Origin of the sequence: Psychromicrobium xiongbiense (assembly GCF_030271165.1) — a bacterium.
GTDB classification, from domain to species: Bacteria; Actinomycetota; Actinomycetes; order Actinomycetales; family Micrococcaceae; genus Renibacterium; species Renibacterium xiongbiense.
Genome location: NZ_JASSZH010000014.1, coordinates 51,311 through 69,200, shown reverse-complemented (window position 1 = coordinate 69,200; position 17,890 = coordinate 51,311). Strand labels below are relative to the sequence as shown.

Genomic DNA, 17,890 nt, shown 5'->3' with positions numbered 1-17,890 from the left:
GCCCTGATCGCGGAAGCGGTCTGCGATCAGGGCGGGGCGGTTGGGTCAATGGGATTCGCGGCTAACCTTCCATCCGCTCGATCCCACCAGGAAGTCGAGGTCGGCTCCCTGGTCTGCTTGCAAAACATGGTCAACGTACAGCCGTTCCCACCCCCTGTGTGGGTTAGCAAATCCGTTCAGGGTTGCCTCGTTTGGCTTTCGCTTCGCGAGCTCCTCAGTGGGGACCTCCAAGTCGAGGCATCGGTTGTGCGCGTCCAGAGTGATCCAGTCGCCGGTTTGCACTAAGGCGAGTGGCCCACCGGCCGCGGCTTCCGGGGTGACGTGGAGCACCACCGTTCCGTAGGCGGTTCCGCTCATCCGACCGTCGCAGATGCGAACCATGTCTCGCACGCCTTGTTGGAGAAGCTTCTTCGGCAGGGGCATGTTCGCTACTTCGGGCATTCCTGGGTAGCCCTTCGGGCCGCACCCGCGGAGGATCATCACCGAATCGGCGTCGATGTCGAGATCGGGGTCGTCGATGCGGTTGTGGAAGTCCTCAATGCTGTCGAAGACCACGGCGCGTCCGCGGTGTTTGAGCAGATGCGGTGACGCGGCGGCGGTCTTGATAATGGCTCCGCCCGGTGCCAGGGATCCCCGCAGAACGGTGATGCCGGCAGCTGACAGCATGGGTGATTCCCGTGGTGCGATGACCTCCTTGTCCCAGATATGAGCGTCACTCAGATGGTCGACCAAGGGCTGACCCGTGATCGTGAGGGCCGAGGGGTCGAGAAGGTCGTGCACCTCGCGCAACACAGCGCGGAATCCACCCGCGCGCTGGAGATCGTCCATGAGGAATTTTCCGGCCGGTTGCAAATTGACCAGAAGGGGCACCTTCGCGCCGATTCTGTCGAAGTCGTCAATCGTGAGGTCGATGCCGAGGCGGCCGGCGATTGCGAGCAGGTGGACCACGGCGTTCGTCGACCCGCCGATGGCTGCCAGGGCGACAATGGCGTTGTGGAAACTCGATTTGGTGAGGATGGAACTCAGTCGCCGCTCCTCTCTGACGAGTTCAACCGACAGTCGCCCGGTTTCATGCGCCGCTTCGAGAAGTCGGCTGTCTGGAGCTGGTGTTCCTGCCAATCCTGGAATCACCATGCCCAGTGCTTCCGCGACCAATGCCATCGTGCTGGCTGTGCCCATTGTGTTGCAATGTCCCTTGCTGCGAATCATGGACGATTCTGAGGCGGTGAACTGCTGTCGGCTGAGCGTGCCCGCGCGGACTTCCTCGCTGAGGCGCCATACGTCGGTGCCGCAACCGAGTGCTTCCGCGCGAAAGTGGCCAGTGAGCATCGGGCCGCCCGGGACGATCGCTGTTGGGAGATCCACCGAACAGGCGGCCATCAGCAATGCGGGGATGGTCTTGTCGCAGCCTCCAAGCAGGACGACGCCATCAATCGGGTTTGCCCGCAGCATCTCCTCGGTTGCCATTGCGGCCATGTTTCGCCAGAGCATTGCCGTTGGACGCACCTGCGTCTCGCCCAGCGACACCACGGGTAGCTCAAGTGGAATGCCGCCCGCTTCGTAGATTCCGTTCTTCACCGACTGTGCGACCTCGGTCAAGTGGGCGTTGCACGGGGTGAGATCGGAGGCGGTATTCGCAATGGCGATTTGCGGACGGGTGTCGAAATCGTGTGGCAATCCACGACGCATCCATGCTCGATGAATGTATGAGTTGCGATCGTCCCTTGAGTACCACTCTGAGCTTCGGAGATTCATTGTGTGTTCCATTTCCTGGAAAAGTGGTTCAATTGATGAAACTATGATTGAGTGTAAGCGATCGAGAGGAGGAGGGTACCAATGCCCCGAACATTGTCACTCATTGATGGCGGAGAACGTTTGGTCGCGCCGCGTCGTGCCCTCTTCGCGCTGATCCGTGCTGGCTTCACGGTCCTCAAGGGCACGGACGCATGTGCCGTCAGCGATCAGGCTGGGTGGCGGGAGATGACGGCGTGATCGGGAGCCTTGTAGTCGCCAGCGAGGAAGCGTATGTCCTCGGCGAAGGGCCCGTGTGGGATCCGTTGCGGGGCCGACTTCTGTGGGTGGATATCTGCCGTGGCTCCGTGCTCAGTGGTGAGCTCGAACCGGATGGCAGGGTACGGGTCGTCGAGCGCATCAGACTCGACGAGACTGTCGGTGCAGTTGGTGTGGCCGCAAACGGTGAGTGGATCATTGCTGGCGCAGATTGTCTGTGGGTCCGTTCGGCTGGAGGGCGGTTGTCTCCATGGCAGCCGATCATTTCGTCACCTGGAGGGCACCGACTCAACGACGGTAAGGCCGACCCCGCAGGGCGCTATCTGATCGGGACTCTGTCGCTGAGCGGGCCGTCTGCCGTCGAAACCCTTGTATCAGTGGCTGTGGACGGAACAGTGCGCACCATCGATGACGACCTCACGCTCTCCAATGGTCTTGTCTGGTCTGCCGACGGTACCGTCCTCTATTCCGTGGACACCGAGCGTCGGACGGTGTATCGACGGCCTTACGACGTTAGGTCCGGCGAGGTCGGACAGCGTGAGACCTTTGTCAGGCTTGAGGCCGGCCACCCCGACGGCATGACGATCGACATCGAGGGCTACCTGTGGATCGCCATCTGGGGTCTTGGTCAGGTGCAGCGCTATTCGCCACCGGGAAATCTCGTGCAGGTCATCGACGTCCCCGCGCCGCACACCTCAAGCGTGGCTTTCGCAGGGCCCGACCTCGAAACGCTCGTCATCACGACAGCCACACAAGACCTCACCGAGGATCAGCGAGCGGCTTATCCGGATTCCGGCCACCTCTTCACCCTCAGACCAGGAGTCCGTGGACTTCCCCAGCCGCTCTGGTGCGGCTCTCATCTGCCCGATAACCAACCATGGGGGAAAGCATGAAGCTCCTTCGTCTCGGTCCTGCCGGCGCCGAAAAACCCGCAGTGCTTGCCCGAGCTGGAATGTACGTCGATCTGGCTGACGTTGTCGCGGACTTCGACGAGTCCTTTTTTACCCAAGGAGGTATCGATCGCATCCGGCCCCTCGTCGAAGAACGGATCGCCACCGATGCCGTCAAGCCCCTAGGCGACCAGCGCATTGGTGCGCCCTTCGCCCGTCCACACCAGATCATCTGCGTCGGCCTGAACTACTTGGACCACGCAGCTGAAACCGGCCAGGCGGTCCCGACGGAACCCATCCTCTTCTCCAAATCGCCGAACACACTGATCGGGCCGACCGATGACGTGCGTATTCCGCGCGGTGCCACCAAGGTCGACTGGGAAGTCGAACTCGGCATCATCATTGGCAAGCGCGCCAGCTACCTCGACTCGGTGGAAGCGGCGCGCGACCATATCGCCGGGTGGACGCTGGTGAACGATGTCAGCGAGCGCGCCTTCCAACTGGAGCGCGGTGGTCAGTGGCTCAAGGGGAAGTCTGCCGCGACTTTCAACCCGGCAGGGCCGTGGCTGGTTACGCAGGACGAAATTCCTGACGTCCTCGACTTGGGCATGTGGCTCGATGTCAACGGCGTTCGTCGCCAGAACGGCTCAACCGCGACGATGATCTTCGACCCGTTCCTGATCGTCCATTACATCAGTCAGTTTCTGGTTCTTGAGCCTGGCGATCTCATCAACACCGGAACCCCGCCAGGGGTCGGGATGGGCTCTCGTCCGGAGATCTGGTTGCAGCCACGGGACGTGATGGAGCTCGGCATCGACGGGCTGGGAACGCAGCGACTGACCGTGGTGCCAGCTTCATGAAGGCGTTCGTGATCCGAGGGCCCCGCGATGCTGCCGTCATCGAGGTGCCCGAACCGGAGGTGGGTGCCGGGCAGGTGCTCATCGACGTCCATCGCGTGGGAGTCTGCGGCACCGATACCGAGCTGTATACCGGGGAGATGCAGTACCTTCACGACGGCAACGCTTCCTACCCACTCCGCCCCGGTCACGAGTGGATGGGTGTGGTTGTCAGCGCCGGTGAGGGCGTCGATCCGATGTGGATCGGGCGGCGCGTCACGGGCGACACCATGATCGGTTGCGGGCGTTGCGTCCGCTGCCTGGCTGGCCGTCATCACGTCTGCGAGGATCGGCACGAACTCGGGGTCCGCGGGGGTATGGCGGGAGCGCTCGCCGAAAGACTGGCGTACCCAGCGCGTTATTTACATGCGTTGCCGGACTCGGTGGATGATGTTGCCGGAGCCCTTGTCGAGCCGGCGGGCAACGCGCTGCGCTCTGTCTGGGCAGCAGCTCTCGAGTCAGGAGGTCGGGTCCTCATCCTGGGCGCTGGCACCATAGGCCTGCTCGCCGCCATGTTCGCGCGTGCGGCAGATCTCGAGGTCCACATCATGGGCCGCTCCGAGAGGTCTGTCGAATTCGCTCGTTCGCTGGGGTTTGACTGCGCCTGGGCGGAAGGGGCCCTGCCCGAATTGCCATGGGATGCCGTCATTGACTGTTCCAACGATCCGAGCCTCCCGGCGAAGGCCCTCGGCCTCGTGGAACCAGGTCGGCGAGTGGTGTACGTAGGGCTCGCCGGGAGTCCGAGTCTGCTCGATAGCCGCACGCTGGCGCTGAAGGATGTTACGGCCGTCGGCATTCTCGGGGCAAGCCAGGCGCTCGATGACGTCATCGCTGCGTTTGCAAACGGCTCGGTGGATCCGCGCGGCATCGTTGCAGCGGCGGTGGAACTTGACCACCTGGGACGGATCCTCGACGGTGCGCGCCCCCAGCCTGCAGGGCTTGGCCCCAAGATCCATATCACGATTCCACGGGCAGAGAGGCCCTCGAAGGATGGAGATGTCTGATGAGAACTGCGGTTGTAACCGGCGGGGCCAGCGGGCTCGGAGCGGCAGCGGCCGCACGGCTGCGGCATGACGGCATGCGAGTGGTGACTCTCGATGTGGCAGGGAACGCTGACTACCGCATTGATGTCAGTGATGAAGCTGCACTTTCTGGCGTCGAAGCCAGTATCGGCCCGGTCGACGTCCTGGTGAATTGTGCAGGAATCGTCGGACCCAATAAGCCTTTGCTGGATACGACCAACAGCGAGTGGCGGAAGGTCTTCGAGGTGAATGTGTTCGCCACCATCAACGCTATGCGGGTATTTATGCCTGGAATGGTGGAGCGCGGATGGGGTCGGGTGGTCAACTTTGCCAGTATGGCGGGGAAAGACGGCAACCCTAATCTGTCGATCTATTCTGGGTCCAAAGCTGCCGTGATTGCGCTCACCAAATCGGCTGGTAAGGAACTGGCAACATCCGGTGTCCTCATCAACGCGATCGCCCCGGCCGTCATCGCTACACCGATGAACAACGACACTGCGCCCGATGTCCTCGCCCACATCACCAGCCTTATCCCCATGAAACGCGTCGGGAGGGCTGACGAGGTTGCCGCTCTCGTTGCATGGCTTACCTCCGACGAGGTGAGCTTCTCCACCGGAGCCGTCTATGACATTAGTGGTGGTCGAGCTACCTACTGAGGATCAAAAGCGCCCGCTTTGGAACGCTCGCCCTCCCCTCTCACCCAGTTGGGAAAAGGGGGAGGGAAGGGGAGAGTTGGCCTTAGCCCAGGGTAGAAGCGCGGGCGATCAATTCCGGCTTCAGAACGATCTGCTCCGCGGGAAGCCCACCCTCCTGCTCGGCTCGCAGCAGTAGCCGCATGGCGGTTTCTCCCAACAATTCGCTGGGCTGGTGGATCGAGCTCAGTGGAACCATGGCGGATTTGGCAAAGTCGATGTCGTCGTATCCCACCAGAGCAATGTCCTCTGGCACTCGCACGCGCGGTTGCGCCAGCATGAACGCCTGGAGAAGGCCGATGGCGACCAGATCGTTCGCAGCAAAAATGGCCCTCGGGCGCTCGGCGGCTGGCCTGCGGAGGAGCTCCTCGCCCGCAGCTCGCCCAGCCCGGACCTCCAGTCCACTGGTGGGGATCACCTCCAGGTGGATGCCGGATGCTGGATCAGCGCTCAGAGCTTCTGCCAGCGCCCGGCGCGCCCCGGCAAGCCGATCCGATACCTGGGTGAGTTCCTGCGGTCCGCCGATAAAGGCGATGCGGTGATGGCCCAGTGCCAGAAGGTGGGCCACCGCAAGCTGGCCGCCCAGAGCGTCATCGACCGCTACCGAGCTGACCGCGGAATTGTCTGAGGGGGAGTCCACTAAAACCACGGGGACTCCGCGCTGCCGTATCCTTTCGATGCGTTCGGTGAACTGCTCATCGCGGCGACTGGGGGAGAGCAGCAGACCCCGAACTTGCTGCTGCTCGAAAAGGTCAAGGAAGCGCAACTCCCGCTCCGGCCGGCTGTCGCTGTTGCCCAGGCTGACGCTGAGCCCGGCCTCGTCCGCCACCCGCTCCACGCCGCGAGCCACATCGGTGAAAAAGGGGTTTCCAGCATCGAGGACCACCAGTCCGATCATCCGGCTGCGGCCCTCTCGAAGCTGCCGGGCGGCATCATTGCGGACGAATCCCAGCGCATCGATCGCTCCCTGGACTTTGGTACGTACTTTGGCTGAAACGCGCTCCGGATGGTTGAGCACATTGGAGACCGTGCCCACCGAGGTGCCGGAGAGAACTGCGACATCGCGCACGCTGACCATGGCAGGGTTTCCTTCCGGAAATGATTGACACGCTTACAGCATGTAGCCTATGTTTGAAACGTTAAATGAAACGTTTCAAACAATCATTTGATGCCGATTCCCTTTCGTCGGTCAAGGAGGATCCGATGGACCGCGTGTGTTTTCGCCTTCAGGTCAGGCCGGAATGCCTGGGCGACTACCGTCGCGCCCATGAAGAGGTCTGGCCGGAGATGCTGGATGCGCTGCGGGATTCCGGGTGGGCCAATTATTCGCTCTTCCTCGACGAGGATGGCCTGCTGATCGGCTATGTCGAGACGGAGAATCTGCAGGCCGCACAGGAGGCCATGGCACGAACCGAGGTCAACGCCCAGTGGCAGGCCCAGATGTCTGCCTTCTTCCAGGATCTCGACGGTGCGCCGGACACCGGGTTTACCCAGCTTCCGCAGATTTTCCATCTTGAAACCCAACTGGCAGAAGCCCAGAGGCAAGAAATCCACGCCGAGACGTCCCAGGAGCAGCCATGAGCACCCCCGATCTGTCACCCATCGCCCCGACCCTGGACCGGCTCGCCATCGAGCTTCCCTCCTGGGCCTTTGGCAACTCCGGCACCCGCTTCAAGGTTTTCGGCAGCCCGGGCACCGCCCGCACCCCCTATGAGAAGGTCGCGGATGCCGCCGAGGTGAACCGGCTCACCGGGCTGGCTCCGACGGTGGCCTTGCACATTCCCTGGGACCTGGTGGATGACTTCGCGGATCTGCGCCGCTTCGCCGAGGACCACGGCGTAGCGCTGGGCACCGTGAACAGCAACACCTTCCAGGCGGAGGAGTACAAGTTCGGCTCCCTCACGCACCACGATGCCGCCACCCGGCAGAAGGCGATTGACCATCACCTGGCCTGCCTGGAGGTGATGAACCAGACTGGATCCCGGGATCTGAAGATCTGGTTGGCGGACGGCACCAACTATCCCGGCCAGGCCGATCTGCGAGGACGCCAGGACCGGCTGGCGGATTCGCTGGCCGCCATTTACGCCCAGTTGGGCCAGGAACAGCGCCTTGTCCTGGAATACAAGTTCTTCGAGCCGGCTTTCTACCACACCGATGTTCCGGACTGGGGCACCAGCTACGCCCAGGTCACAGCGCTGGGAGAGCGTGCCATGGTCTGCCTGGATACCGGACATCACGCGCCTGGCACCAATATTGAGTTCATTGTGATGCAACTGCTGCGCCTGGGCAGACTCGGCTCTTTTGATTTCAATTCCCGTTTCTACGCCGATGACGACCTGATCGTGGGCGCGGCCGATCCCTTCCAGCTCTTCCGGATCATGCATGAGGTGATCCGTGGCGGTGGCCTCGACGAGGGCAGCCCCGTGGCGTACATGCTCGATCAGTGCCACAACATTGAAAACAAGATCGCCGGGCAGGTCCGCTCGGTGCTTAACGTGCAGGAGATGGCCGCTCGAGCACTCCTGGTGGACCAGGCAGCGCTGGGCAAGGCGCAGCAGGCGGGCGATGTGTTGGGTGCCCATGCCGTGCTGATGGATGCCTTCTACACCGACGTACGCCCCGCCCTGGCCGAACGCCGCCTGGCACAGGGTTTGCCCGCCGACCCGGTGGCAGCCTTCTGGGCCAGCGACTATCAGGAGCAGATCACCGCCGAACGGGCCGACGGACAGCAGGCCAGCTGGGGCGCCTGAGGCGTTTGCCGCGGACCCCTATTCTCATTTCTTGATCCCTTCTGGAGGAAGCATGACCAGCACTACCCACCAGCCCACTGCGGTGGCGGAGCTCCTGGAGCGCTCGCACCGGCTGGGCGCCGATCCACGCAACACCAACTATGCGGGTGGCAATACCTCGGCCAAGGGCGCGGGCCTGGATCCGGTCACCGGTGAAGTGGTCGATCTGCTCTGGGTCAAGGGTTCCGGTGGGGATCTGGGCACCCTGAGTGAATCTGGCCTGGCCGTGCTGAGGCTGGATCGGGTCCGCGCGCTGGAAGCGGTGTACACCGGTGTGGAACAGGAAGATGAGATGGTCGCCGCCTTCGACTACACCCTGCACGGCAAGGGCGGGGCGGCCCCCTCCATCGACACCGCCATGCATGCCCTGGTGGACGCCGCGCATGTGGACCATCTTCACCCGGATTCCGGCATCGCCGTGGCCACGGCGGCCGATGGCGAGGCGCTCACCGGGCAGATCTTCGGCGAGAAGGTGGTGTGGGTACCCTGGCGTCGGCCGGGATTCCAGCTGGGCCTGGACATCGCTGCGATCAAGGCTGCCCATCCGCAGGCCATCGGGACCATCCTGGGCGGGCACGGCATCACCGCCTGGGGCGAGACCAGCGCTGAAGCCGAGGCCAACTCCCGGTGGATCATCGACACCGCCGAGCGCTACATCGCCGAACGTGGCAGGTCTGAGCCCTTCGGCGCACCACTGCCCGGCTACGAGGCTCTGCCCGAGGCGGAGCGGGGGGCCAAGGCTGCTGCCCTGGCCCCCCATCTGCGCGCCATCGCCTCCCAGGACGCCTTCGCGGCAGGGCATGCCCTGGTGGGCCACTTCACGGATGATGCACGGGTGCTGGATTTCCTGGCCTCCGCAGAGCACCCCCGGCTTGCCGCTCTGGGTACCAGCTGCCCGGACCACTTTCTGCGCACCAAGGTCCGGCCGCTGCTGGTGGATCTGCCCGCCGCCGCCAGCGTGGAGGAGGTCGTGGAGCGCCTGGAGACCCTGCATCGGGCCTACCGCGAGGACTATGCCGACTACTACAGGCGCCACGCCCACGCGGATTCACCCGCGATGCGCGGTGCGGACCCCGCCATTGTGCTGGTGCCGGGAGTGGGCATGTTCTCCTACGGCAAGGACAAGCAGACCGCGCGGGTGGCCGGGGAGTTCTATCTCAACGCGATTAACGTGATGCGTGGCGCGGAGGCGATGTCTCGTTATGCGCCGATCGACGAGGCGGAGAAGTTCCGCATTGAATACTGGGCTCTGGAGGAGGCGAAGCTGGCGCGCATGCCAGCCCCGCGACCGCTTCAGGGCCGCGTGGCACTCGTGACCGGGGCGGCATCGGGCATTGGCAAAGCCATCGCCACCCGGCTCGCGGCCGAGGGTGCCTGCGTGGTCATCGCTGATCTGGACCAGGAAAAGGCACAGGCGGCTGCCGCGGAGCTGGGAAATGCCGACGTGGCCCGAGGTTTCCGCGCCGATGTGACAGACGAGGCCGCGGTGCGCACCGTGATGGAGCAGGCGCTGCTGGCCTTCGGCGGCCTGGACCTCGTGGTGAACAACGCGGGCCTCTCGCTCTCCAAATCCCTGCTGGACACCACCACCGCCGACTGGGACCTCCAGCACCAGGTGATGGCCAAGGGCTCCTTCCTGGTGTCCCGGGAGGCCGCCCGGATCATGATCGACCAGAAACTCGGCGGTGACGTGATCTACATTTCCTCGAAGAACTCGGTCTTCGCCGGCCCGAACAACATTGCCTATTCGGCGACCAAAGCGGACCAGGCGCACCAGGTGCGGCTGCTGGCCGCGGAGCTGGGCGAGTACGGCATCCGGGTCAACGGCATCAACCCCGATGGCGTAGTGCGTGGTTCCGGGATTTTTGCCGGCGGGTGGGGGGCCAAACGGGCCGCCGTTTACGGCGTGGAAGAGAAAGATCTGGGCCAGTTCTACGCTCAGCGCACGCTGCTCAAGCGTGAGGTGCTGCCAGAGCACGTGGCGAATGCGGTCTACGTGCTGTGCTCCTCCGATCTGTCCCACACGACAGGCCTGCACGTGCCGGTCGATGCGGGTGTCGCGGCGGCCTTCCTGCGATGAGCGGCGCGCCAAAGCCGGGCCCGGACCGTCACGGCGGCCTCTTCGTCGCCGTCGACATCGGCGCTTCCTCCGGGCGGGTCATGCTGGGCCGGGTGGGCGAGGGCGTCGTCTCGCTGGAGACGGTGCACCGTTTTCCCAATGCCGTGCTGGAGCTCGATGGCGCCCTGCGCTGGGCGCTCAACCGGCTTTTCGCGGAGGTGCTGACCGGCCTGACGGCTGCTGCCGGGATCGCGACCGCGCAGGCGGAGCGGATCACGAGTATCGGCATCGATACCTGGGCGGTCGATTACGGGCTGATCAACGCTGATGGTTCGCTGAAGGAACAGCCGCACAGCTACCGGGATGATCGCAGCCTGGCCGCCGTTGACCGGGTCCACAGCGCTGTCCCGCCCGAGCACCTTTACGGGGTAACGGGGTTGCAGTTCCTGCCGTTCAATACCATCTACCAGTTGGCGGCCGAGCCCACTCTGGATGCGGTGCAGGCCCTGCTGATTCCGGATCTGCTGGCCTTCTGGCTGACCGGTCAGCGGCGGACCGAAGTCACCAATGCCTCCACCACCGGGCTGCTCGATGCGCGCAGCGGCCAGTGGGCTGACGCACTTCTTGAGCGGCTGAGGTTGCCGCTCGATCTGTTCCCGCCCCTCATTCAGCCGGGCGAACGGATCGGCACACTGCTGCCGGAGATCGCGCAGCGCACCGGGCTGGCCGCGGATACCGCCGTGGTCGCAGTCGGCTCCCATGACACTGCCTCCGCGGTGGCAGCCGTGCCGGCGCTGTCTTCCCCAGCGTCGTCGGCTTCAGAACCCCAGGACCACGATGGCTTCGCCTATATCTCCTCCGGCACCTGGTCGCTGGTCGGGGTGGAGCTGGCGGCACCGGTGCTGACGGAGGCCAGCCGTGCAGCCAATTTCACCAATGAGCGGGGCGTGGACGGCACTATTCGCTACCTGCGCAATGTGGGTGGCCTGTGGCTTCTGAGCGAATGCCTGCGCAGCTGGGCCGAATCCGGGGAGCATCCTGATCTTCAGGCCTTGCTCGATGCCGCAGCCGGGCGGCCCGCCGGCGGCCCGCAGATCAATCCGGACGACGCCGGATTCATCGCCCCGGACGGGATGCCCGAACGGATCCGGGCGGCTGTCAGCGCGGCCGGGGCGCCGCAGGGCAGCGGAGGTGGGCTGGGTGCCGACCCGGTCGGCATCGTGCGCTGCATTCTGGACAGTCTTGCTGCGGCCTATGCCAGAACGGTGGCCCAGCTGGAAGAGCTGTCCGGCAAGCGAACCTCCGTGGTCCACATTGTGGGTGGCGGTTCGCAGAACGCCTTGCTGTGCCAGCTCACGGCCACCGCGACCGGCAAACCCGTGATTGCGGGACCGGTGGAGGCGACGGCGCTGGGCAATGTATTGCTCCAGGCCCGTGCGGCGGGGGTGCTGTGTGGCGGTCTGCCGGAACTGCGGGCACTCGTGGCGGCGAGTGTGGAACTCCGGCGCTACGAACCATCTGTTCTGTGAGCCCGCGCTTCATTCGGTGCGGAGGCTCGCAGTAGGCTGGACGTACAGTTGCCGGAACATCGGGTGGCTGGGAACCAAGGCCGCCGTAGGAAACCGAGGAACCACGTGAGCATGAGCGCGGAGCAGGGCCGGATGCCGGCAACGGAGACTCCCTCTGGTCGGACGAGCATCGCGGAAGCGGCCGTGGCCAAAGTCGTGGGTGGAGCGGCGCGCAGTGTCCCGGGGGTTTACTCGCTGGGCACCGGGCTCGGCGCGGGCCGGGCGATGGGCGCGCTTCGTGAAGTGGTGGGTGCCGTCGACCTGACGCAGGGCATCCGGGTAGAGGTCGGCGAGACCCAGGTGGCCGTGGACTGCGAACTGGTGGCCGACGACGGCTTTCCACTGCAGGCGCTGGCTCACGAGGTAAGGGTGGCCGTGTACCGAGCGGTGGCCGAGCAGACCGGCCTGCAGGTGGTGGAGGTCAATGTGGAAATCATGGACGTTCACATACCCGATCCGCTGCGGCCCGCCTCTGGAACCAAAGCTGGCCCGAAACCGAGACTGTCCGAGCGCCTGGGCCTGTCCGAGAGGCCAGGTCAGGCCGATCGGCCAGCCCTTTCTGAACCGTCGGGAGTACCCTCGGAGAACCTGCACGCCGCAATCGATCGGGAGAGATCATGAACTACACGCTGATCGGTTTGGGCATAGGCGGCTTCCTCGCCTTCATGGCCTTCGCCTTCGGATTCTGGGGCTTTCTGGTGGCGGTGCTGTTCATGGTGATCGGCGCGCTGGTCGGCCGCGCCGTCAGCGGAAAGCTTGACTGGCGTGGCGTGCTGGACGCGCTCACCGGGCGGCGGTCCTCCTCATGACCACTCTGACCGGGCCCGGCTCTGAGGCGGTGCGGAAGCGGCGATGACGGAGCAAGCCGGCTACGCAGGCCACACTCGCATCAGCTCCCAGGCCCTGACCTCGCTGAGCCAGGCCGCAGCAGCGCAGGCCCTGGGAGTGCTGCCCCATGAGATCCGGGTGGAATTCACCGACGATGCCGGTCGGCTGGCCATCGAACTCATCGGCCCGATCGCTGTTCCACCGCTCGTCGAGGTGGTCCGGCGTCCTGAGGCGGTGCAGCGCTCGGGTGGTTCGGTTTTTGCGCGCGCCATTGCGGCCAAGAAATCCGTGCTGGACCGCGTGGCGTATCTTTCAGGCTCGGACATCAGCCGGGTGGATGTCCGGCTGAGCGGAGTCAGAACGGCGGAGCCGGTGCGGATCGCGACGGATCAGCCCTTGGCGGATCGGGGCGCTACCAACGGGGGTGCGGAATGAGTATTCCCTGGAACGAAGACGCGCCGTCTCCGACCAGTGAGTCCCGGACGATGGCGAACAGCCACACGATCCCTGGCCTGGATGCCGGCCCCGGCCTGGACCTTGACCGGGTGGTCCGCCGTGAACTCACGCCCTCCCGGGCCGTTCCCGCCATGGTGGCAGCCGTCATCATCACCCTTCTGGCCCTCTACGGGCTGCTCGAATGCGGCTTGCGGATCGTCAACCAGCCCGCCTGGCTGATCGACCCGCAGGCTGCGCTGAGGGCTGTAACCCGTTGGCCGGACACGCTCCTCCCGGCGGCGATGGTCGCCATCGGGGTTCTGCTGGTGGTCCTCGGCCTGCTGTTCCTGGGTCTGGCGCTGATCCGCGGGCACCGCGCCCGGCACACCCTCGACTCCCAGCAGAATCCAGGCTCCACGGAGGCCTCCAGCCGGATCGCCGTCGTGGTCGATGACGAGGTGATCGCCTCGGCGCTGGCCAAGCGTGCCCGGATGGTCGCTGGCGTCACGCAGGAGCAAGTCCGGGCCGTGATTTCTCAGCAGTCCGTGGTGGTTCAGGTGCGGCCCACCTCCGGGATGCCGCTGCAGGCGGAGGTCATTGCTGCTGCGTTGGAACAGGAACTGGATCAGATGCAACCCATCCCGCGGCCTTCGGTGCGCGTTGTGGTGTCCACCTCGGGGGTGATCGGGGTTTGAACGAAACGCCGCGGACTGTCAACCGGCTGTTGCTGGGTCTCTTCGGTCTGCTCCTCCTGGCTGGAGGCGTGCTGCTGCTGGCTGTGCGGCTGGTTCCGCCCTTCGCCAGCTGGTGGCAGGGGGCCTCCGGTGCCGCAGTGGATTCCCTGTTGCGGGCTGCCGATGCCACCACCATCGGCAGCGGAGGCTCCTTGCTGTGGATCGGAGTGGCGGTGCTTCTGGTGCTGCTGATCCTGGGCATGATCGCCTGGATTGCCAATCAGGGCCGGGGCAGGACGACCATTCTGGCGGCCGATAATGAGCACGGTGAGGCCGAAGGGCTGGTGTCGCTGAACGGCAGCGTTGCCGAGCAGCTGTTGAGGCAGGCGCTCGCGGAACGACCCGAACTGCTCGGTGCCACGGTGGTGACCTACGAGGTGAAAGGCCAGCCGGGAGTGAAGATCCGGGTCTTCCCGCGCCAGGGCGTTGCCCCGCAGGCGGTGGCGGCGCAGGTGAGTCTGCTCGTCGAGGCGATGGACCAGCTTCTGGGCCAGCGCACGGCCGTGCTGTTGAGCATCGGCTCGGCGGCCCGGGCGAAGTTCACCCGGGCCGAACGAGTCCGTTAGGGCTTTCCGCCCCCATCGACCAGCGTCACCGAAGCAGCCAGACTGCGGTGTCCGGGGCCAGAGTGTCCCCTGAGAATCCGGTGGCAGGTCCGGCACTGCTCAGGATGACGGTGGCCCCAGCCGGTAGCTCCATCGGAACAGTCCCGAAGTTCGCCAGTACGGTCACGCCGTTGTTGTTGAAGGAGAGCACTCCGCGGGCTTCGTCTGTCTCAGCATTCCAGTGCAGCGTGCCCAGGCCCAGGTGGTGCCGGTTCCGGAGGGCCAACGCCGCGCGGTAGAACTCCACCGTGGAACCGGCGACGCCCAGCTGCTGGTCAGCGGCATAGTGGGCAAAGGACTCGGGCTGCGGAAGCCAGGGTGCCCGGTGCTCCGCCGCACCGTGGCTGAAGCCATACCCGGGCTCCGCCGCAACCCAGGGCAGCGGGACCCGGCAGCCATCGCGACCGCGCTCCACCCCGTGCGTCCGGAAGAAGGCGGGGTCCTGGCGCACCGCGGCAGGCAGGGAGGTATGCTCGGGCAGGCCCAGTTCGTCACCCTGATACAGATAAGCGGACCCGGGAAGGGCCAGCTCGATGGCTGCCGCGGCCCGGCCCCGACGCAGGCCGAGCGCCTCATCCGGCTGCTCGTCATCGGCAGCGATGCCTTTCGGGAACAGCGTCGGATCCTTCAGGCCAAAGCGGGTGGTGTGCCGGACCGTGTCATGGTTGGAGAGCACCCAGGTGCTCGGAGCGCCCACCGCGGCATCTGCCGCGAGGGACGAATCGATGGCATCACGCATCCGCACCGCATCCCAGCCGGCCAGCAGGAAGTCGAAGTTGAAGGCCTGCTGCATCTCGTCCGGTCGGACGTAGCGGGCCAGCCGCTCAGCGGGTTCCACCCAGGCCTCGGCCACCATCATCCGATCGCCGTCGTATTCTTCGAGCAGCTGGTGCCAGGCGCGGTAAATCTCGTGAACGCCGTCCTGGTCGAAGAACGGGGAGGGCTCTGGTGCGGGAATCTGGGCTGCTTCCGTTGCTGCGGCGTTGTCGGCGTCACTGTCGTCGGCCGCGGAATCGCCCTGCACCATCGCCGCCGCCCCGGACCAGTCCGGCAGACCCTCCGCCTTGATCATGCCGTGCGCGACATCGACGCGGAAGCCGTCCACGCCACGGTCCAGCCAGAACCGCAGCACGGATTCCATCTCAGCCCGTACCTCCGGGTTCTCCCAGTTGAGATCCGGCTGTTTAGTGTCAAAGAGGTGCAAATACCATTGCTCAGGGTTCCCTGAAGGGTCCACGAGGCGGGTCCAGGCCGGGCCGCCGAAGATGGACTGCCAGTTATTGGGCGGCAACTCGCCGTGCTGACCCTTGCCGTCCCGGAACATGTAGCGTGCGCGCTCCGGCGATCCCGGCCCAGCGGCAACAGCCTCGACAAACCAGGCGTGCTCATCCGAGGTGTGGTTGGGCACCAGATCGACGATGACGCGAAGACCCAGAGTGTGGGCTTTCGCCAACATGGCGTCGAAGTCCGCCAGGCTGCCGAAAATCGGATCGATATCACGGTAATCGGCCACGTCATAGCCGGCATCGGCCTGCGGGGAACGGTAAAAGGGGGAGAGCCAGACCGCGTCAACGCCGAGCTCCTGGAGGTACTCCAGCTTGCCGGTCACGCCGGGCAGATCGCCCAGACCGTCACCGCTGGAATCGGCGAAAGAGCGAGGGTAGACCTGATAGATCACCGCATCCCGCCACCAAGACTGAGCGTTGGTGATCGCTTCATTGCTCAAAGGAGCATCAGCAATGACTGCGGTGCTGGAGAGATCGTGGCTCACTGAGGCGGCCCTTCCGTAGATTTGCGTAAACGCTTGCACAAGGTTGGAACAGCTTACTAATATGATCCACATCACTCAATCGGGGGTGGGTCACAGTGTCCAGCTTAGAGGTGGACCGCGACCGTGACGTACCGGCCGAAAGAAACTCAACGAGGAGTACATGAGCATGAGATATGCCAAAGTAGTTGCCCCGGTCCTGGCCGCGGGCGTGCTGGCGATCAGCCTGACCGCCTGTGGCGGCGGCGGTTCGACCTCCGCTTCATCGGGCGGAGGCGACGCAGCGAGCAACCTTGATGGACGCGGACCCATCACGTTCGTACAGGGCAAGGACAACTCGAATGTCGCCCAGCCGGTGGTGGACAAGTGGAACGCAGCCCATCCCGACCAGAAGGTCACGCTCAAGGAGCAGACCGACAAGGCGGACCAGCAGCACGAAGACCTGGTGCAGAACCTGGGCGCCAAGAACCCCAATTATGACGTCTTCTCCGTCGATGTGATCTGGACCGCGGAATTCGCGGCCAAGCAGTGGCTGCAGCCGTTGACCGGCAAGATGGCCCTGGATACCTCGGCTTTCCTGGCCCCGACGGTCAAGGCCGCCACCTACAACAAGACGCTGTATGTGGCCCCCTGGCTCTCCGATGGCGGTCTGCTCTTCTACCGCAAGGACCTGGTGCCCAACCCGCCCAAGACCTGGGACGAAATGATGGGCATGTGCTCCATCGCCAAGGCTAAGGGCATCGACTGCTTCGCTGGCCAGTACGCACAGTATGAAGGCCTGACGGTCAACGCCTCGGAGGCCATCAACTCCACCGGTGGTCAGGTGATCGGCGATGACGGCAAGGTCGCGATCGATTCCGATAAGGCCAAGGCTGGCCTGCAGAACCTGGTGACCGCGTACAAGAACGGCAACATCCCGAAGCAGGCCACCACCTACCAGGAGGAGCAGGGACGCCAGTCCTTCGAAGACGGCAAGCTGCTTTTCCTGCGCAACTGGCCCTACGTCTACAGCCTGGCCGGTACCGATGCCTCGTCCAAGGTGAAGGACACCTTCGGTGTGGCGCCGCTGCCCGGAGCCAGCGGTCCCGGTGCCTCGACCCTGGGCGGTCACAGCCTTGGCGTCAGCGTCTACTCCAAGAACAAGGCCACTGCCCTGGACTTCCTCAAGTTCATGACCAGCCAGGAGATCCAGAAGTTCTACGTCACGCAGGCGTCGAATGCTCCAGTGCTCTCCTCGCTGTACACCGACCCTGACCTGGTCGCGAAGCTGCCGTACCTGCCGACGCTGAAGACCTCGATCGAGAACGCCGTGCCGCGGCCCGTCACGCCGTTCTACCCGGCCGTCACGCTGGCCATCCAGCAGAACGCATTCTCTGCGATCAATGGAGACAAATCCGTGGATCAGGCGGTCAAGGATATGAAGACAGCGATGGAGTCCGCGGGCGTCAAGTAGCCCCTGGCCTCCCCGCGACACAGCAGTGACCGCGATGCGGGGCAGCTCAGATGCTGCCCGCATCGCGGTCACCGTGGGTCGCGCTCAATACCCGCACTCGCATGAGCAAACCTAAGCACACAACTCTGTTGACCTAGCCCG

Annotated in this window: 17 protein-coding genes and 1 pseudogene; 15 read left to right on the top strand and 3 right to left on the bottom strand. The window is 64.7% G+C overall.

Annotation, left to right across the window (positions count from 1 at the left end; all coding sequences use genetic code 11):
* Positions 1 to 45: 45 nt before the first annotated feature.
* On the bottom strand, positions 46 to 1,755 hold the full coding sequence (locus QQM37_RS05725) for an IlvD/Edd family dehydratase (protein ID WP_285725626.1): 1,710 nt from the start codon (positions 1,753 to 1,755) through the stop codon (positions 46 to 48).
* An 81-nt stretch (positions 1,756 to 1,836) separates the two neighbouring features.
* Between QQM37_RS05725 and QQM37_RS05720 the strand changes: the two genes are divergently transcribed.
* Genes QQM37_RS05720 through QQM37_RS05700 form a run of 5 tightly spaced genes read left to right on the top strand, consistent with a single transcriptional unit; the run spans position 1,837 to position 5,474 of the window.
* Positions 1,837 to 1,992 carry a hypothetical protein gene (locus QQM37_RS05720; RefSeq protein WP_285725625.1) on the top strand — a complete coding sequence of 52 codons (156 nt, stop codon included), beginning with the start codon at positions 1,837 to 1,839 and terminating at the stop codon, positions 1,990 to 1,992.
* Positions 1,989 to 2,903: an SMP-30/gluconolactonase/LRE family protein gene (locus QQM37_RS05715; RefSeq protein ID WP_285725624.1), complete on the top strand. Its 915-nt coding sequence runs from the start codon at positions 1,989 to 1,991 to the stop codon at positions 2,901 to 2,903. The genes QQM37_RS05720 and QQM37_RS05715 overlap by 4 nt, the downstream gene beginning before the upstream one ends.
* Positions 2,900 to 3,760: a fumarylacetoacetate hydrolase family protein gene (locus tag QQM37_RS05710; protein WP_285725750.1), complete on the top strand. Its 861-nt coding sequence runs from the start codon at positions 2,900 to 2,902 to the stop codon at positions 3,758 to 3,760. The genes QQM37_RS05715 and QQM37_RS05710 overlap by 4 nt, the downstream gene beginning before the upstream one ends.
* An 8-nt stretch (positions 3,761 to 3,768) precedes the next feature.
* A complete protein-coding gene (locus QQM37_RS05705) occupies positions 3,769 to 4,800 on the top strand; it encodes a zinc-dependent alcohol dehydrogenase (protein ID WP_285725623.1) in 1,032 nt (343 codons plus the stop codon).
* Positions 4,800 to 5,474, top strand: coding sequence for an SDR family NAD(P)-dependent oxidoreductase (locus tag QQM37_RS05700; protein ID WP_285725621.1), 675 nt, complete (start codon positions 4,800 to 4,802; stop codon positions 5,472 to 5,474). Before QQM37_RS05705 ends, QQM37_RS05700 begins: the two co-directional genes overlap by 1 nt.
* Positions 5,475 to 5,556: 82 nt before the next feature.
* On the opposite strand, the gene QQM37_RS05695 is transcribed toward QQM37_RS05700, so the two are convergent.
* The gene (locus QQM37_RS05695; RefSeq protein WP_285725620.1) at positions 5,557 to 6,588 is read right to left on the bottom strand and encodes a LacI family DNA-binding transcriptional regulator; all 1,032 of its coding nucleotides are present in this window, start codon (positions 6,586 to 6,588) and stop codon (positions 5,557 to 5,559) included.
* Positions 6,589 to 6,653: 65 nt separating this feature from the next.
* Between QQM37_RS05695 and QQM37_RS05690 the strand changes: the two genes are divergently transcribed.
* From QQM37_RS05690 to QQM37_RS05650, 9 genes and pseudogenes are all read left to right on the top strand, one after another.
* Positions 6,654 to 7,091 carry an L-rhamnose mutarotase gene (locus QQM37_RS05690; RefSeq protein ID WP_337250238.1) on the top strand — a complete coding sequence of 146 codons (438 nt, stop codon included), beginning with the start codon at positions 6,654 to 6,656 and terminating at the stop codon, positions 7,089 to 7,091.
* Positions 7,088 to 8,260: an L-rhamnose isomerase gene (gene rhaI / locus QQM37_RS05685; RefSeq protein ID WP_285725619.1), complete on the top strand. Its 1,173-nt coding sequence runs from the start codon at positions 7,088 to 7,090 to the stop codon at positions 8,258 to 8,260. Before QQM37_RS05690 ends, rhaI begins: the two co-directional genes overlap by 4 nt.
* A 52-nt stretch (positions 8,261 to 8,312) precedes the next feature.
* Positions 8,313 to 10,379 (top strand): bifunctional aldolase/short-chain dehydrogenase, encoded by a 2,067-nt coding sequence (locus QQM37_RS05680; protein ID WP_285725618.1) that lies wholly within the window; start codon positions 8,313 to 8,315, stop codon positions 10,377 to 10,379.
* Positions 10,376 to 11,887 (top strand): rhamnulokinase, encoded by a 1,512-nt coding sequence (locus tag QQM37_RS05675; RefSeq protein WP_285725617.1) that lies wholly within the window; start codon positions 10,376 to 10,378, stop codon positions 11,885 to 11,887. The genes QQM37_RS05680 and QQM37_RS05675 overlap by 4 nt, the downstream gene beginning before the upstream one ends.
* 111 nt (positions 11,888 to 11,998) lie before the next feature.
* Positions 11,999 to 12,397 (top strand): annotated as a pseudogene (locus QQM37_RS05670) (Asp23/Gls24 family envelope stress response protein); the annotation flags it as partial.
* 146 nt (positions 12,398 to 12,543) lie between these two features.
* On the top strand, positions 12,544 to 12,735 hold the full coding sequence (locus QQM37_RS05665; protein ID WP_285725616.1) for a hypothetical protein: 192 nt from the start codon (positions 12,544 to 12,546) through the stop codon (positions 12,733 to 12,735).
* 43 nt (positions 12,736 to 12,778) lie between these two features.
* Complete coding sequence (locus QQM37_RS05660; RefSeq protein WP_285725615.1) at positions 12,779 to 13,189, top strand: hypothetical protein; 411 nt, start codon at positions 12,779 to 12,781, stop codon at positions 13,187 to 13,189.
* Entirely contained in the window at positions 13,186 to 13,884 is a 699-nt protein-coding gene (locus QQM37_RS05655; protein ID WP_285725614.1) for a DUF6286 domain-containing protein, read from the top strand. The genes QQM37_RS05660 and QQM37_RS05655 overlap by 4 nt, the downstream gene beginning before the upstream one ends.
* The gene (locus tag QQM37_RS05650) at positions 13,881 to 14,489 is read left to right on the top strand and encodes a hypothetical protein (RefSeq protein WP_285725612.1); all 609 of its coding nucleotides are present in this window, start codon (positions 13,881 to 13,883) and stop codon (positions 14,487 to 14,489) included. Before QQM37_RS05655 ends, QQM37_RS05650 begins: the two co-directional genes overlap by 4 nt.
* A 25-nt stretch (positions 14,490 to 14,514) precedes the next feature.
* Here QQM37_RS05650 and QQM37_RS05645 read toward each other — a convergent pair whose 3' ends face one another.
* Positions 14,515 to 16,254, bottom strand: a complete 1,740-nt coding sequence (locus QQM37_RS05645; protein ID WP_420030126.1) for a glycoside hydrolase family 13 protein — start codon at positions 16,252 to 16,254, stop codon at positions 14,515 to 14,517.
* Positions 16,255 to 16,465: 211 nt separating this feature from the next.
* Between QQM37_RS05645 and QQM37_RS05640 the strand changes: the two genes are divergently transcribed.
* Positions 16,466 to 17,749, top strand: a complete 1,284-nt coding sequence (locus QQM37_RS05640) for an ABC transporter substrate-binding protein (protein ID WP_285725746.1) — start codon at positions 16,466 to 16,468, stop codon at positions 17,747 to 17,749.
* Positions 17,750 to 17,890 lie beyond the last annotated feature (141 nt).